10 protein-coding genes are annotated in these 16,638 nt (G+C 60.9%); 4 read left to right on the top strand and 6 right to left on the bottom strand.

The annotated features are described in order from the left end of the window. Positions 1-2: 2 nt before the first annotated feature. The 4 genes from E4T63_RS01820 to E4T63_RS01800 form a co-directional block, all read right to left on the bottom strand. On the bottom strand, positions 3-1,013 hold the full coding sequence (locus E4T63_RS01820) for a class 1 fructose-bisphosphatase (protein ID WP_007961744.1): 1,011 nt from the start codon (positions 1,011-1,013) through the stop codon (positions 3-5). A gap of 329 nt (positions 1,014-1,342) precedes the next feature. Then, on the bottom strand, positions 1,343-2,707 hold the full coding sequence (locus E4T63_RS01815) for a DUF3999 domain-containing protein (protein WP_098966767.1): 1,365 nt from the start codon (positions 2,705-2,707) through the stop codon (positions 1,343-1,345). Next, positions 2,704-6,300, bottom strand: coding sequence for a DUF2339 domain-containing protein (locus E4T63_RS01810; RefSeq protein ID WP_135294774.1), 3,597 nt, complete (start codon positions 6,298-6,300; stop codon positions 2,704-2,706). Before E4T63_RS01810 ends, E4T63_RS01815 begins: the two co-directional genes overlap by 4 nt. A 255-nt stretch (positions 6,301-6,555) precedes the next feature. Beyond that, the gene (locus E4T63_RS01800) at positions 6,556-9,006 is read right to left on the bottom strand and encodes a glycogen/starch/alpha-glucan phosphorylase (RefSeq protein ID WP_097086973.1); all 2,451 of its coding nucleotides are present in this window, start codon (positions 9,004-9,006) and stop codon (positions 6,556-6,558) included. 257 nt (positions 9,007-9,263) lie between these two features. Between E4T63_RS01800 and E4T63_RS01795 the strand changes: the two genes are divergently transcribed. Beyond that, positions 9,264-9,701, top strand: a complete 438-nt coding sequence (locus E4T63_RS01795; RefSeq protein WP_016985748.1) for a YkgJ family cysteine cluster protein — start codon at positions 9,264-9,266, stop codon at positions 9,699-9,701. 310 nt (positions 9,702-10,011) lie between these two features. Here E4T63_RS01795 and typA read toward each other — a convergent pair whose 3' ends face one another. Next, complete coding sequence (typA, locus tag E4T63_RS01790) at positions 10,012-11,832, bottom strand: translational GTPase TypA (protein WP_007961739.1); 1,821 nt, start codon at positions 11,830-11,832, stop codon at positions 10,012-10,014. Between the two features lie 139 nt (positions 11,833-11,971). Next, positions 11,972-13,426 carry a tRNA uracil 4-sulfurtransferase ThiI gene (gene thiI, locus E4T63_RS01785; RefSeq protein ID WP_027611269.1) on the bottom strand — a complete coding sequence of 485 codons (1,455 nt, stop codon included), beginning with the start codon at positions 13,424-13,426 and terminating at the stop codon, positions 11,972-11,974. A gap of 328 nt (positions 13,427-13,754) precedes the next feature. On the opposite strand from thiI, the gene glnA reads away from it, so the two are divergent. The 3 genes from glnA (at position 13,755) to E4T63_RS01765 (ending at position 16,573) form a co-directional block, all read left to right on the top strand. Continuing rightward, the gene (glnA, locus tag E4T63_RS01775; RefSeq protein WP_003220788.1) at positions 13,755-15,161 is read left to right on the top strand and encodes a glutamate--ammonia ligase; all 1,407 of its coding nucleotides are present in this window, start codon (positions 13,755-13,757) and stop codon (positions 15,159-15,161) included. 285 nt (positions 15,162-15,446) lie between these two features. Then, the gene (locus E4T63_RS01770) at positions 15,447-15,959 is read left to right on the top strand and encodes a DUF4124 domain-containing protein (RefSeq protein WP_027611268.1); all 513 of its coding nucleotides are present in this window, start codon (positions 15,447-15,449) and stop codon (positions 15,957-15,959) included. After that, positions 15,956-16,573, top strand: a complete 618-nt coding sequence (locus E4T63_RS01765; protein WP_115988403.1) for a DUF4124 domain-containing protein — start codon at positions 15,956-15,958, stop codon at positions 16,571-16,573. The genes E4T63_RS01770 and E4T63_RS01765 overlap by 4 nt, the downstream gene beginning before the upstream one ends. Positions 16,574-16,638 lie beyond the last annotated feature (65 nt).

Genomic DNA, 16,638 nt, shown 5'->3' with positions numbered 1-16,638 from the left:
GCTTATTCCTTGTGGTAAGCCGTGGCGCGGGCGACTTCTTCTTTCGAGCCGAGGAACACCGCTACGCGCTGGTGCAGGCCTTCCGGCTGAATGTCGAGGATGCGCTGGTGACCGTCGGTGGACGCGCCGCCGGCCTGTTCCACCAGGAACGACATCGGGTTGGCTTCGTACATCAGACGCAGTTTGCCGGGCTTGGATGGCTCACGGCTGTCGCGTGGGTACATGAACAGACCACCACGGGTCAGGATGCGGTGCACGTCGGCCACCATCGCCGCGACCCAGCGCATGTTGTAGTTCTTCTTCAGCGGACCTTCTTCGCCGGCCAGCAGTTCGCTGACGTAGCGTTGTACCGGGGCTTCCCAGTGGCGCTGGTTGGACATGTTGATCGCGAATTCCTGGGTGGTTTCAGGAATGGTGATGTCTTCGTGGGTCAGTACGAAGCTGCCCATTTCGCGGTCCAGGGTGAAGCCTTTGACGCCGTCGCCCAGGGTCAGCACCAGCATGGTCTGCGGGCCGTAGATCGCGTAACCGGCGGCAACCTGCTGGGTGCCTGGCTGCAGGAAGGCTTTTTCGTTCAGCGGCTCGTTCTGGCTCAGGTATTCGTTCGGGCAACGCAGTACCGAGAAGATGGTGCCGACCGGAGCGTTGATGTCGATGTTCGACGAGCCGTCCAGTGGGTCGAACACCAGCAGGTAGGCGCCTTTCGGGTATTTGCCCGGGATCTGGTAGGCATTGTCCATTTCTTCGGACGCCATGCCGGCCAGGTGACCGCCCCATTCGTTGGCTTCGAGCAGGATCTCGTTCGACAGCACGTCGAGCTTCTTCTGCACTTCGCCTTGGACGTTTTCAGTGCCCATGCTGCCCAGAACACCACCCAGGGCGCCTTTGGACACGGCGTGGCTGATCTCTTTGCAAGCACGCGCCACCACTTCGATCAGGAAGCGCAGATCGGCAGGAGTGTTATTGCTGCGGGTCTGCTCAATCAAATAGCGACTCAGGGTAACGCGGGACATGGACGGCTCCGGTGGAATGGGGGGCTAAAAACCCGCGCAGTTTACAGGGAGTCTGAAAACGTAGCGAGCGATGACGCCCGGTAACGTGCATTGGGGCGCAATTGCTTGTATCAGACGTGATCGGGTCGAGAGAGTTCAGGTACCGGATTGAGCGTAGTTCGAAACGGGACGGGTGGTGCGTGCGGATCCGCGACCGATCTGAAACTATTGGTGGTCGATCGGCCGCCTTCGCGAGCAAGCCCGCTCCCACAGTTGACCGAGTAGCCCTGCTGGACGCGATCAATGTGGGAGCGGGCTTGCTCGCGAATGGCGCGCAGCGCCAGCCATGCTCAGGAATTGGTCGGCGGCTTGCGCAACAGGCTCGCCGCCATCGCCCCGAGGAACACCACACTCACCAGCAACACCGCCCACAGGCCGATTTTCTTCCAGTTGGTCTCGGCTACTGCCGCCGTAGTCGCCGGCGCAGCCTGAGTGGCAACCACCTCACCCTGCACCGAGGCCTTGCCCAGCGCCGCGAGTTTTTCCGGTTTGAAATCCGGAATCAGCGTGCTCAGCGGCAGGTTCGCGGTTTTCACCGTCGGATTGCCCAGCGCCAGGCTGTAAGGCCCGTCACCCCGTGCGAGGAAAATCACCTGGGTCGCCCGCACCGCATACTTCAGGCTTGGTGCCTGCTCGCCCAGACCGCCGCCACGCTCATCCACGCTCAGTTTCAGCTGCTGCACAGTCTGCCCGTACAACTGCAATTCGTTTTGCACCACGTCCTGACCGTTCTGGGTCAGGCGATACAGCAAACCGTTGCTCAACGTCTGCCACGGCAGGCTGCTTTCGCGGCGGCCCGCGAGCGTCACCGGCGCCAGACTGTTCGGCTGTTTCAGCTCGACCTGCACCCGCTCGACATTCAGGCCCATCGGCAACTGCCAGGTGTACTCACCGGACTTGGTGCTGTTGCCCGCCAGCGCTTGCGACCAGACCAACGGCAGCGGCACGTTACGCGGATCGCTGCTTTTCAGTTGCGCCGACGTGAGGATGGGCGCCGAGGTTGGCGCATCCCACAGCAGGCGCAGATAGCGCGCCGATTGCCCCGGCAGCGTCACCTCATGCTGTTCGATGCGCTCGTCGGAAAAGGTCAGGCGCGCCACCTGCCCATCACCCCACGCCTGCCAATGCTGCAAGTCATCACTGGCCTCGATGCTGAAGCGCTGGAAGCCGTCACGCTCGCTGGTCCAGTCGAGAATCAACTGCTGCAGCGGCGCCTTGATCGCACTGGCATCAAGCAACCAGCCACGCAGCACTTCTTCACCGGCCTCCAATTGCGTCGACGGTTGCACTTCCACCAGTGTGCCGGTGGTGGTCGATTGCACGCGCACGTTCGGCGCACGCTCGCTGGCATCGGCGGCGTTGTACAAGGGGAACCACTTCACCTCATGCAACTGGCCGTCGTCGCGGGTCTGCGCCGATTCCCGGGCCAGCGCGTAGGCCTGCGGTTCGCCGGCGGCGTTGAACACGCGCAGATCACTGAGATCGGTTTGGCGTGCCTGCAATTGCGCGCTCAGTGGCAGGTCGAGGCGATACCACGGGCCGTTGCCACTCACCGCCAGCGGCACCTGCGTGGCGAAGTCCGCCGGTTTTTCCTGCGCGCCGGCAGCCATCACCACGCCCAACGCCAACCACCCCAGACTCAGCATGCGACTCAAGATGAAACTCCTTCGGTATCCGGCACGGGTTTGTCCGCCACCGGTTCGGCTTCGACACGTTTCGGTGGCAGCGGTGCGAAATAGCCCACCACCAGCAGCAACACGCCGACGCCGATAAACGAGACGATCCGGGCCAGTCCGCGACGGTTGCTCAATTCGACAAAAATCAGTTTGGCCACCACCAGCGCAATCAACGCCGCGCCGATCAGCCACACTTCGCGCCGGTGACGCAGGTGTCCGCCGATCATCAGCCCCAACGCCATCAAGGTCCAGACGATGGACAACCCGGCCTGCACCAGCATCGATTCGAGCAGCAGATCCAGCTCGAACGGAATGCCCGCCCAATGGTGCGCGGCGCGGGTCACCAACGCGGTACAGAAGGCGAATAGGGAGACCCCGGCGACCAGTTGCGTGGCGTACTCGGCGTAATCCTTGCGCAGGGCAAACTGCGTCACCGCATGACGCGACCACACGTACACCCCGAACAAGGCGAACAGCAGGCCCAATTCCAACGGGTTGATCAGCGGCACGTACGGCAGCGGTTCGGCGTTACCGTCGCTGACGCCGTTGGCCAGCCAGAACCACGCCAGCAACAGCACTGCCAGCGGCGCGGCGGCGTACAAACGATATTCCCGCGGGAATGCCGCCATCGGCCATGGCCAGCTGCGCGGAGCCGCCGCCAACAGCAGATACAGGCTCGGCAGGATCGCCCAGCCCAGCCAGCGCCACGCGTTGTATTGCTCGGACAACAGCAGCAGACCGTAGCGCAGCTCCAGCGCCAGTACGCCGATCAGCAGCCAGCAACCCAGCACGTGCGCCGTGCTCAAGGCGCGTGCCGGTAGCATCGGCGCCAGACGCCGCAGGCTGAAGAAATGCACGGCGAACACCAATACCCACGCCAGCCAACCGAAATTCGCCGCTGGGTGATAACGCGCATGCCACGCCGCCAGCAACACCAGCCCCGCCGCCGGGATCAGCAAGGTGCAGAGCAGGCCCAGCGCCGGCCATTTCAGGCGCAGCGCCAACAATGTCCACAGCGCCACACTCAGCGCGGCAATCAGCAGCAACAGCGTCGCCTGCAGATTCAGCGGCGCAAAACGCAGCACCTCACTGACCCACGCCAACGCCCACCAACCGGCGCTCCACACCAGCAGCACTTCGGACAGGCGTTGCAAACTCAGCGCATCGAAGGCCGAGGCATGATTGCCCAGTTGCAGACGCCAGGCACCGACCAGCGCGGCCAGCCCCAATACCAGCGGCGTCCAGAAACCGCCATGGGCCAACGGCCGCAGTCCTTCGCTGGACAGCGGCCCGAGCAACTCGGGGCCGGCCAACAAGAACGCCGCGCCACCGATCAACTGCAACAACAGCCCAAAGACAAAACTCACGCGCTGTTTGAGGTAGAGGCTCAGCCAGATGATCAACAGACCGCTCGCCGCCCACACCGCACTCGCGGTTTGCCACGGCAGCACGAACAGCACCGCCAGATTGATCACCACCAACCCCGCCAGCAACACCACCGACAACCCGCGCAGCAGCCGCACATCGCCGCGCACCATCTCGTCGCGCGCCGCCAGCAGCATCCCGCCGATCAACGCCACACCGATCACCGATGCGCTGAGCAAACCGCTCCACCCGGCGCTGAACACGGCCGCCGAATCCTCACCTGCACCTTGCAGGCGCAACAGGAACAACGCACCACCGAGCAACTGCACGGCGAACGCGGTGAACAGGAACGTGCGCGATTGCAGTCGCAGGCCGACAAACAGGGTTACCAGTCCGGCCAAGGCCCAACTGATCGCTGTCAGCTGAACAAAGAAAAACAACGGCGCCAGCAAATACAGGAACGTCAGGCCCAGCGCCGCCAGCACCGGCAAACCCTGGCGCTCCCATGGCGAAGCCTGTTCCGCCGTGGCTTTGCGCAATTGATGGAAACTGAACAGCAACGCAATGCCGAGCATCAATGCGCCCAACGGTGCGCCGTCGAGCAGGCTGCTTTCGCCAACCCGCAACTGACTGAGAAAGGCCAGCGCCGACCCCAGTTGCAGCAGCAGGGCAAACGCTCGGGCGAACGGCCGATGCTGACGCAGGCCGAGCCAGAAAATCCCCGCGCCCTCCACTGCCCACGCCGCCGAAGTCCAGCGCGCATCGAGGCCCAGCGGGATCGCCAGACTGGCGAAAATCACCCCCAGCGCCAGACAGGTTTCACCCAGCAACAAGGCGCGGCCGCCCATCAACACCCGGGCCAGGCCCATGTAGATCACGCCCAGTGCGAGTGCGCTGAACGCGGCGGCGAACTCCAGGTGCTGCACCAGCGCAAACTGCAAGCCGAAGCCCACGATCGACGGGCCGAACAGCATCGTGCCGTCGACGTAGTCGCCCTTGCGCGCCGACCAGTGCAGCAGCGCCTCGCGATCGCCGTCCGCCGGCGCATCGGGCATGTCGAGCAACTTGCGTCGGGCGAACAACAGGCCAATGCCCAGGTACATCAGGAAGAACAGAATCAGGAACGGCTCGGTGCTCCACAGCAGCTCGGGCGCATAGGAGCGCAGGCCCCAGGCGAAGCCGATACCGAACGTGCCGACGAACCCGATCAGGTTAAGCAGGCGCCAGGCCTTGAACCAGGCAATGGCGAGAATGCCGGCATTGAGCAATGCGAAATAGCTGAACAGCGCAACATGGTTGCCAGCCCCGGTCGAGGTCAGGATCGGCGCGGCGAAACCGCCGAGCGCAGCGGCCGCCGCCAGGCCCAGCGCATCCTGAGTGATGGCGAGAATCGCCGAGAACACCGTGACCGCCACCAGCAACCCCAGCGCGGCAGATGGATCAAGCAACGGATGCAGACGCATCGCCGCGAACACCGTCAGGTACAGCACCGCGATCCCGGTGCCCTGCAGAATCAGCGCATAACTGCTGTTGCGCGTACGCAGCCACCAGCCCAGTGCCAGCAAGGCCAACGCCGCTGCCGCAACACCGGCATAACGCAATTCGATTGGCACCACCATGCCCTCGGTGGCGTAGCGCAGCAGGAACGCCAGACCGAAAAACAGCAGCACCACGCCAACCCGCAGCACGGTGTTGCCACCGAACAGCCAGTTACGCGCAGCGCTGATGCCACGCTCGATCAGGTTCGGGCCACGAGGTTCGGCAGGCTGTGCCGGCGCTGTTGGCTCGTCGGTAACAGCATCCAGGCGCCAGACATCCGCCGGCAGCGGCTGGCTGGTTTCGCTGGCAACGGCAGAGATCGGTTCTAGTTCGGGCGGCAGTTCCCAGACCAGATCCGGCGTGGGGGAGGATGATTGTTCGGCGACGATGATCGGCTCAACGATGGCGTCCGGCATCGGCGCCACGCTCGGCGGTGTGGTGCGCACGCTGGCACCTTCAAGCAGAAACAGACGCTGCTCGACGGCTTGCAGGGCGACCTTGGCCTGTTCCAGTTGACGCTGTTGGTCGGTGGCCAGCGAGCCAAGCCGGGCGATCCGGAGCGTTTGCCCGATCGCCAGCCCGAGCAGTGCACCAAGCAGCGCGGCACTGAACGACTCATCGAGCAGCCAGCCGAGCAGCAGCCCGATCAACATGAACATCCATTGCATGGTCGATATCCCTAAGCGGCCCCGAGGCGGGGCAATCCCGACAGTTGCTTCAGTCTAGGCACAAACCCTTGTAGGAGTGAGCCTGCTCGCGATAGCGATTTGTCAGTCAACGAAGCTGTTGAATGTGACGGCGCTATCGCGAGCAGGCTCACTCCTACATTGGATCAGTGGTGACTGAACAGCCCGGTAACCGGCGCTCAGTATATCGATCCGGCCCAACAATCGTTGGGCCTTACGCACATTTGTTGCAGAAAATCACTCCAGTGCCTTCCAGATATCCGTGGCGTACTCGCGAATCGTCCGGTCGGACGAGAACCAGCCCATGCGCGCCGTGTTGAGCACTGCCGAGCGCCACCAGTTGTTGGAATCGTGCCAGTGCGCATCGACGCGTTTTTGCGCTTCCCAATAGGAATCGAAGTCGGCGCAGACCAGGAAGCGATCGTAGTCCACCAGCGAATCGATCAGCCCGGTGTAGCGCGACGTGTCATCCGGCGAGAACACACCACTGCGGATCGCTTGCAGCACGTCGCTCAAACGATGCGACGCGGCGATGTCCGGTGCGGCGCTGAACTCGTGGTTCTGTTTACGCGCCTCGACCTGCTGTGCGCTGAGGCCGAAGATGAACATGTGCTCGGCGCCGATGCGCTCGCACATTTCCACGTTGGCGCCGTCGAGGGTGCCGATGGTCAGCGCACCGTTGAGGCCGAACTTCATGTTACTGGTGCCCGAGGCTTCGAACCCGGCCGTGGAAATCTGCTCGGACAAGTCCGCCGCCGGAATGATGCTCTCCGCCAGGCTGACGTTGTAGTTGGGCAGGAACACCACTTTCAGCAAGCCGCGTACGGTCGGGTCGTTGTTCACCACCCGGGCGATGTCGTTGGTCAGTTTGATGATCAGTTTGGCCTGGTGATAACTGGCCGCCGCTTTACCGGCGAAGATTTTCACCCGAGGTACCCAGTCGACTTCAGGCTCGGCGCGGATTGCCTGATACAGCGCCACGGTGTGCATCAGGTTGAGCAACTGGCGCTTGTATTCGTGGATCCGTTTGACCTGCACGTCGAACATCGCCGCCGGATTGACCGCGATCCCCAACCGCTCGTGAATCAGATAGGCCAGGGCCTTTTTGCTGTGCAGGCGCTGTTCGGCGAAGGCTTTGCGGAAGGCGGGTTGCTCGGCGAACGGTTCGAGGTCGAGCAAGCGTTCTTCCGGGTTATCCAGCACCTCCGGGCCGAGGGAGTCGACCAGCATCGAGGTCAGCTCGGAGTTGGCCTGGAACAGCCAACGGCGGAAGGTGATGCCGTTGGTTTTGTTGTTGATCCGTTCCGGGTAGAGCTTGTGCAGTTCGGCGAATACTGTCTTGCGCATCAACTGCGTGTGCAGCCCGGACACGCCGTTGACGCTGTGCGAACCGAGGAACGCGAGGTTGCCCATGCGCACCCGGCGACCGTTGTCCTCTTCGATCAGCGACACCGCGCGCAGCACGTCGAAATCATGAATGCCCTTGGCGCGCAGCGAGTCGATGTGCTGCGCGTTGATCAGATAAATAATCTGCATGTGCCGCGGCAGCATGCGTTCCATCAAGCCGACCGGCCAGGTTTCCAGCGCCTCGGGCAACAGCGTGTGGTTGGTGTACGACAAGGTATCGACGGTGACTTGCCACGCCGCATCCCAGGCCACGTCGTAGACGTCGACCAGTTGCCGCATCAATTCAGCAACGGCAATCGAAGGGTGGGTGTCGTTGAGCTGGATCGCCGCGTGATCGCCCAAGGTCAGCACCGAGGTGTGCATGTTGCGATGGCGGCGCAGCAAATCCTGCAGAGAAGCGGCGACGAAGAAATACTCCTGACGCAGACGCAGCTCTTGCCCGGCTTCGGTGCTGTCGGCCGGATAGAGAACCCGGGAAATGCTTTCAGCCCGCGCGACTTCGGCGACGGCGCCCAAGTGGTCACCGGCGTTGAAGCGCTCCAGGTGCAGATCTTCCATGGCTCGGGCGCGCCACAGGCGCAGGGTGTTGACGCTCGCCCCGCGCCAGCCGACCACTGGCGTGTCATAGGCAATCGCCCGCACGGTTTCCGCAGGCGACCAGACCTGTTTGGTCTTGCCGCTGGCATCGGTCACGGTTTCGACGCTGCCGCCGAAGCCGATCGAGTACACCACTTCCGGACGTTCGAACTCCCACGGGTTGCCGAAGTCCAGCCAGTGCTCGGTCTGCTCCTGCTGCCAGCCATCGACGATGGCCTGCCGGAACAGCCCATGCTCGTAGCGAATGCCGTAGCCGTGCCCGGCGATGCCTAGGGTCGACATACTCTCCATGAAGCACGCCGCCAGACGTCCGAGGCCACCGTTGCCGAGTGCCGCGTCGGGTTCCAGCAGGCGAATCCGTTCCAGATCGACACCCAGTTCAGTCAGTGCCTCACGGGCGACGTCGAGCAGGCCGAGATTGCTCAGGCTGTCGTAGAGCAAACGACCGATGAGAAATTCCAGCGAGAGGTAATACACCCGTTTCTGGCCTTTGCGGTAGATCTGCCGGGTGTGGTCCATCCAGTGTTCGACCATGTGGTCGCGCGCCGCCAGGGCAATGGCTTCGAACCAGTCATGGTCGAAAGCGTGATCCGGGTCTTTACCCACTGCATAGGTGAGCTTGGTCAGGACGGCATCGCGGAATGCGGCCACCTCTGCTTCGCGAACTAGTGGTTCTTGAGTCATCGATAGGACCTCGAGCGAGCGGGGAATTGTCTGAGCCTAGACGGTCTGACCGACGGTAGAGGCGCTGGTTCGGCAGTTTTTCCGAAGTCGGTGAGATAGCCCGGCATTACCTTGGCGAGTGGGCTAATGAATGCAGGGGCCGTGCCGGACTGAATGACATTTGCGCGGCATTTGCAAAAATCTGGCGAAAGGTTGTTCAAAAATCCACCAGTCCCGGTATGATCGCGCGCCCTGATGCACACGCCTGGTAATTCCCGATGATGAAGCCCAACCTGATTGCCGCCGCCGAGATCGACCGTCTCGATACGTGGGCCAAATATTCGGCCCCGATGTGCGGCTCTTGTGTCTCCAGCTGCTGCACCCTGCCGGTCGAGGTCAAGATCAAGGACCTGGTACGTATCGGCGTGGTCGACGAGTTCGAGCTGGGCGATCCGCCGAAGAACATCGCCAAGCGCCTGCAAAAGGAAGGGCTGGTCGAACGCTTCAACCAGAAGTCGGGGATCTTTACTCTACAGCGCATGAGCAACAACGATTGCTACTACCTGGATCGTAAGAGCCGCCTGTGCACCATTTATGACAAACGCCCGGACACTTGCCGCAACCACCCGAAAATCGGCCCGCGGCCGGGGTATTGCGCGTACAAGCCGAAAGAAGTCGAGCGGGTGCAGAATTTCCGCGCGATTGAGAAGTTCTAAAAGCTTACCCTCTCCCCAGCCCTCTCCCGGAGGGAGAGGGGGCCGACCGAGGTGTCTGGCGCCATACATCGACCTGAAACACCCAGTCGATTATGGATTCGATAAAGCCCCACCAAATCGATTATGGATTCAGCAGAATTCTTGCAAGTCGGTGCATCTCACGAATATCCCCCATTCAGTCCCCTCTCCCTCCGGGAGAGGGCTAGGGTGAGGGGCTTTTGATCTTCAAGGCTCAATCGACATTTCCCCCAGACAAACAAAAACGCCCCCGGTCTCGCGACCGGGGGCGTTTTTTCAAGCTCGGGCTAAATTACGCCTTGGCTTTCTTGGCAGCGCGGGTACGCTCGCTTTCGTCCAGGATCTTCTTGCGAAGACGAATGGACTTAGGCGTGACTTCGCACAGCTCGTCTTCCTGGATGTATTCCAGAGCCTGTTCCAGAGTGAAGCGAACAGGTGGTACCAGAGCGATGGTTTCGTCTTTACCCGAAGCACGCATGTTGTCGAGCTTCTTGCCTTTGGTAGGGTTCACACCCAGGTCGTTGTCGCGGCTGTTCTGACCAACGATCTGACCGTTGTAGATCTCCTGGCCGTGTTCTACGAACAGCTTGCCACGAGCCTGCAGGGTTTCCAGCGAGTAGGTCAGTGCCTTGCCGGTTTCAACCGAAACCAGGACGCCGTTCTGACGGCCGGACATGTGGCCCGACTTCACTGGAGCGTAACGATCGAAGATCGAGGTCAGGATGCCAGCACCGTTGGTCAGGGTCAGGAACTGGTTACGGAAACCGATCAGACCGCGAGCAGGGATGTTGTATTCCAGACGAACACGGCCCTTGCCATCCGGCACCATGTTGCTCAGGTCGCCCTTACGCAGACCCATCTCTTCCATGACCTTGCCCTGCGATTCTTCAGGGATGTCGATGGTGACGTTTTCGAACGGTTCCTGCTTCACGCCGTCAACTTCACGGATGATCACTTCAGGACGGCCCAGGGCCAGCTCGAAGCCTTCGCGACGCATGGTTTCGATCAGTACCGAGAGGTGCAGCTCACCACGGCCGGAAACCTTGAACTTGTCAGCCGAGTCGCCTTCTTCAACGCGCAGTGCAACGTTGTACAGCAGCTCTTTGTCCAGACGATCCTTGATGTTACGGGAGGTCACGAACTTGCCTTCTTTACCGCAGAATGGCGAATCGTTTACCTGGAAGGTCATGGAAACGGTTGGCTCGTCAACGGTCAGCGGCTTCATCGCCTCGACGGTGTTGATGTCGCACAGGGTGTCGGAGATGAACAGCTCGTCGAAGCCGCTGATGCAGACGATGTCGCCGGCTGCTGCTTCTTCAACGTCAATGCGGTGCAGACCGTGGTGACCCATCAGCTTCAGGATACGACCGTTGCGGCGCTTGCCGTCGGCGCTGATCGCGACAACCGGGGTGTTCGGCTTGACGCGACCACGAGCGATACGGCCAACACCGATAACACCCAGGAAGCTGTTGTAGTCCAGAGCGGAGATCTGCATCTGGAACGGACCGTCACGGTCAACGGCCGGAGGCGGAACGTGGTCGACAACTGCCTGGTACAGCGCAGTCATGTCTTCGCCCATGGCGGTGTGATCCAGACCGGCGATGCCGTTCAGGGCCGAAGCGTAAACAACCTGGAAGTCCAGTTGTTCTTCGGTAGCACCGAGGTTGTCGAACAGGTCGAAGATCTGGTCCAGAACCCAGTCCGGACGCGCGCCTGGACGGTCAACCTTGTTGATGACCACGATTGGACGCAGGCCGGCTTCGAACGCCTTCTTGGTCACGAAACGGGTCTGCGGCATAGGGCCGTCTTGAGCGTCAACCAGCAGCAGAACGGAGTCAACCATCGACATTACGCGTTCTACTTCGCCGCCGAAGTCGGCGTGGCCCGGGGTGTCCACGATGTTGATGTGGTAGCCGTTCCAGTTGATGGCGGTGTTTTTCGCCAGAATGGTAATACCGCGCTCTTTTTCCTGGTCGTTGGAGTCCATCACGCGCTCGTCGTTGAGCTCGTTGCGCTCCAGAGTGCCGGATTGACGCAGGAGTTTGTCTACCAGGGTGGTCTTACCATGGTCAACGTGGGCAATGATGGCGATGTTACGTAGATTTTCGATCACTTGTGTATCTCGATCAGAGGATTCGGTTTGCTGACAAGTCTTGGCAGCGATTAACAGTAGTGTCCGGCATGGCCGTTACAGCTTGACGGCGGTGTCGGGGGGCCGGTGACGCAGGCCACAGGCAAACAGCCCCGGGCACTTAGCTCGGTCGATAAACGCGCACATTGGCATGCCCCTCACTGAGCAAATGGTGAGCATGCAGGCGACTCATCACGCCTTTGTCGCAATACAGCAGGTACTGGCGAGTCGGATCCAGCTCCTTGAAACGAGCGTTCACTGCGTAGAACGGCATCGTCTGTACTTCTATGCCGGCAAGTTCCAGCGGGTCATCCTCGGCCGCATCCGGGTGACGGATGTCGATGACGATCTGACCGGCCAGCGCTTCGCCGACTTCTTCGATCTGCAAGTCCTGGCCCAATTCGTCGATCACTCGATCGATCGGCACCAGTTTGGCGTTTTCGAGCGCACGCTCGAGAACCGCCATGTCGAATTCTTTCTCTTCGTGCTCAACACGGTGGCGCTTGGCGGCAGTCTTCGGATTGACCGAGATGACCCCGCAGTACTCCGGCATGTGCCGGGCGAAATCGGCGGTGCCGATCTCGTTGGCCGTGTCGATGATGTCCTGCTTGTGCGCAACGATCAGTGGGCGCAGGACCAGTTTGTCGGTCACGCAGTCGATCACCGACAGGTTCGGCAGCGTCTGGCTCGATACCTGGGAGATCGCTTCGCCGGTGACCAGCGCGTCGATGTGCAGCCGGTCGGCGATGGCCGACGATGCGCGCAACATCATACGCTTCAATACGACGCCCATATGACTGTTATCGACTTTGCCGAGAATTTCGCCCAACACTTCTTCGAACGGAACACTGACAAATAGCACGCGTTGCGAGCTGCCGTACTTCTTCCAGATGAAATGCGCGACTTCCATCACGCCCAATTCGTGGGCACGACCGCCCAGATTGAAGAAGCAGAAATGCGCCATCAGGCCGCGGCGCATGATCTGGTACGCGGCAACCGTCGAGTCAAAGCCGCCGGACATCAGTACCAGCGTCTGCTCCAGGGCGCCGAGCGGGTAACCGCCGATGCCGTTGTGCTGGCTGTGGATGACAAACAACCGTTGGTCGCGAACTTCGATGCGAACTTCGATTTCCGGGTCTTTGAGGTCGATTCCGGCCGCACCGCACTCACGACGCAGCTTGCTGCCAACGTATTTTTCGACGTCCATCGAGCTGAACGGATGCTTGCCGGCACGCTTGCAGCGCACCGAGAAAATCTTCCCGGCCAGTACATCGCCGTAGTGCTGTTTGCACTTCTCGGTGATGTCATCGAAGTCGCCCAGCGGGTATTCGTCGATCTGCAGAAAGTGCGCGACGCCGGGAGTACAAGTGAGGCGCTCGCCCATCTCTTTCAAGGCTTTGGGGTCGGTAACGCGGGTTTCCAGCTCGAGATTGTCCCACACACCGTTCACCACCACGGCCGGGTCCAGATCGCGGAGCACGGCGCGGATGTTCTTGGCCAGCTGGCGGATGAAACGCATCCGGACAGGGCGGCTTTTGATGGTGATCTCGGGGAAGACTTTTACGATTAGTTTCATGAAAACAGCGCGCGCAGGGCCAGCCGAAAAAGGGGGGCGCGGATTATAGCGGAAATTGCTCAAGGTTTAACCAGTTAATATGCAGAAGGTTTCACTTGCACCAAAACAGGTCATTTCTGATTTAAGGCGCTACATTAAGGGGCGAGATTTTCACCTTTATGGCGCTTTGCAGCGCTCAAAGCGTGAAATTGGGGCAAAAAACCCATGCTGGGGCACTGGCATGCAATTTGCTCCCTTGTGAGGCAGGTTGCCTTGGCAGAGTATCTGCGCCGGCATCACCCCTATTAAGGGCATCCACTACCAAGCCCTAAGCCACCCGGAGGACACTATGTCGAAGTCGGTTCAACTCATCAAAGATCATGACGTCAAGTGGATTGATCTGCGCTTCACGGACACCAAAGGCACTCAGCACCACGTGACCATGCCGGCTCGCGATGCGCTGGAAGACGACTTCTTCGAAGTCGGCAAGATGTTCGACGGTTCCTCCATCGCTGGCTGGAAAGGCATCGAAGCCTCCGACATGATCCTGCTGCCGGACGACGATACTGCCGTTCTCGATCCGTTCACCGAAGACGCAACCCTGATCCTGGTTTGCGACATCATCGAACCGTCGACCATGCAAGGTTACGATCGCGACCCGCGCGCCATCGCTCACCGCGCCGAGGAATACCTGAAGACCACCGGTATCGGTGACACCGTCTTCGCCGGTCCCGAGCCAGAATTCTTCATCTTCGACGAAGTGAAGTTCAAGTCCGACATCTCCGGCTCGATGTTCAAGATCTACTCCGAACAAGGCTCGTGGATGTCCGACCAGGACATCGAAGGCGGCAACAAAGGCCACCGTCCTGGCATCAAAGGCGGCTACTTCCCGGTTCCGCCGTTCGACCACGACCACGAAATCCGTACTGCCATGTGCAACGCACTGGAAGAGATGGGCCAGACCGTTGAAGTTCACCACCACGAAGTGGCGACTGCCGGTCAGAACGAAATCGGTGTCAAGTTCAACACCCTGGTGAAGAAAGCTGACGAAGTTCAGACTCTGAAATACGTTGTCCACAACGTTGCCGACGCTTACGGCCGCACTGCGACCTTCATGCCGAAGCCACTGTACGGCGACAACGGCTCGGGCATGCACGTACACATGTCCATCGCCAAAGACGGCAAGAACACCTTCGCTGGCGAAGGCTATGCCGGCCTGTCCGAAACCGCCCTGTACTTCATCGGCGGTATCATCAAGCACGGTAAGGCCCTGAACGGCTTCACCAACCCGGCTACCAACTCCTACAAGCGTCTGGTGCCAGGTTTCGAAGCGCCGGTAATGCTGGCCTACTCGGCCCGCAACCGTTCCGCCTCGATCCGTATTCCTTACGTCAACAGCCCACGCGGCCGTCGTATCGAAGCACGCTTCCCGGATCCGGCTGCCAACCCGTACCTGGCTTTCGCAGCACTGCTGATGGCCGGTCTGGACGGTATCCAGAACAAGATCCACCCAGGCGATGCCGCTGACAAAAACCTGTACGACCTGCCGCCTGAAGAGGCGAAAGAGATCCCACAAGTTTGCGGCAGCCTGAAAGAAGCCCTGGAAGAGCTGGACAAGGGCCGTGCGTTCCTGACCAAGGGCGGCGTGTTCTCCGACGACTTCATCGACGCTTACATCGCGCTGAAATCCGAAGAAGAAATCAAGGTCCGTACCTTCGTACACCCACTGGAATATGAGCTGTACTACAGCTGCTGATCCGGTAGCGCCGCGCTATGCGGCGTGACAATAAGAGGCCTCCTTCGGGAGGCCTTTTTATTGCCCACGATTTATGAAACTACTCAAAACCCCTGTGGGAGCGGGCTTGCTCGCGAAGGCGTCGTGTCAGCCACCATCACCTTCAACGACCGACCGCATTCGCGAGCAAGCCCACTCCCACACGGATTTTTGGCGTCTGAATGATCTCCGGATATGTCCCGGGTTGGGCCAACCGCCGCACCTGGCCTATGCTGCACCCCATCGCTTTCTTTCCCGGTCGATTTCATGGGTCGCACCTTTCTCTACATCCTGCTGCTGATCGCCCTGCCCGCCGCCGCGCAGATCTACAAGTACACCGATGCCAATGGCAACACGGTTTACAGCGATCACTCGCCGGACGGTGTTCAGGCGCAGCCGGTCGAGTTGCCGCCACTCAACCGCGTCGAGCCACAGGCACCGAGCGCGCCAGCGCCTTCAAGCACCGACACACGCCCCGCGGCACGCAGTGCCTACGAGGTGCTGGAGCTGACCGGCCTGCCCAGCGAAGAAGCGCTGCGCGCCAACAACGGCACCTTCACTGTCAACGTGCTGATCAAGCCGCGCCTGCAGGCGCCGCACCAATTAAGGCTGGTCCTGGACGACGCGCCTTACGGCCAGCCGAGCAACGTGCCGATCCTGCAATTGGTGAATGTCGATCGCGGCGAGCATCGTCTCGCGGTGCAGGTGATCGACGGCGAAGCGATCATCCAGCAGAGCCCGGCGGTGGTGTTCACCGTACAGCGGGTGCACAAGCCGTGAGAATTTTCTGGCTGATCCTGTGCCTGTTCGCCCTGCCCGTTTCGGCAGAGGTCTTCACCTATGTCGACGCGCAGGGCAATCGCGTCTACACCGACCAGCCGCGCGGCAACGCCAAGCGCGTGCCTATAGCCACCAGCAATCGCATGTCGGCCAACCCCACGGCTGCCGCACCGATCAGCGCTGTAAAAAAGGTCGCGGAACAACCACCGTTTCACTACGACATGCTGCGCATCCTGATCCCCGAGCCGGATGCGACCCTTCGCAGCAGCGCGGGCGAGGTGATCGTCAGTGTCACCAGCGAACCTGGCTTACAGCAGGGCCATCGCTATCGCCTGCTGCTGGACGGCCAGGCCACTGGCGAGCCGGGACTGAGTCCGGTATTCCCGCTGAGCAACATCGACCGCGGCAGTCACAACCTGTCGGTGGAAATCCTTGATGAGCAGGGTCGCACTGTCGAGCGCACCGCCAACCAGCCGTTCCACATGCTGCGCATCTCGCTGGCGCAGAAACGCCAGGTCAAACCCTGCGTCAGCGAGGACTACGGCGTGCGCCCGGAATGTCCGCTGAAAGACAAACCCGCCGAAGAAAAAAATCCCTTCCTGCGCTTCTTCTAACGCCATTCAGCTTTACGCACTATATTGGTGCAATGGGCTGCACCGTACCCAGATTCCAACCCATT

The sequence above is a fragment of the Pseudomonas fluorescens genome, assembly GCF_004683905.1.
Taxonomy (GTDB): domain Bacteria; phylum Pseudomonadota; class Gammaproteobacteria; order Pseudomonadales; family Pseudomonadaceae; genus Aquipseudomonas; species Aquipseudomonas putida_A.
Note: the sequence above shows the minus strand (reverse complement) of the source record. Positions and strands in the feature narration are given on the sequence as shown.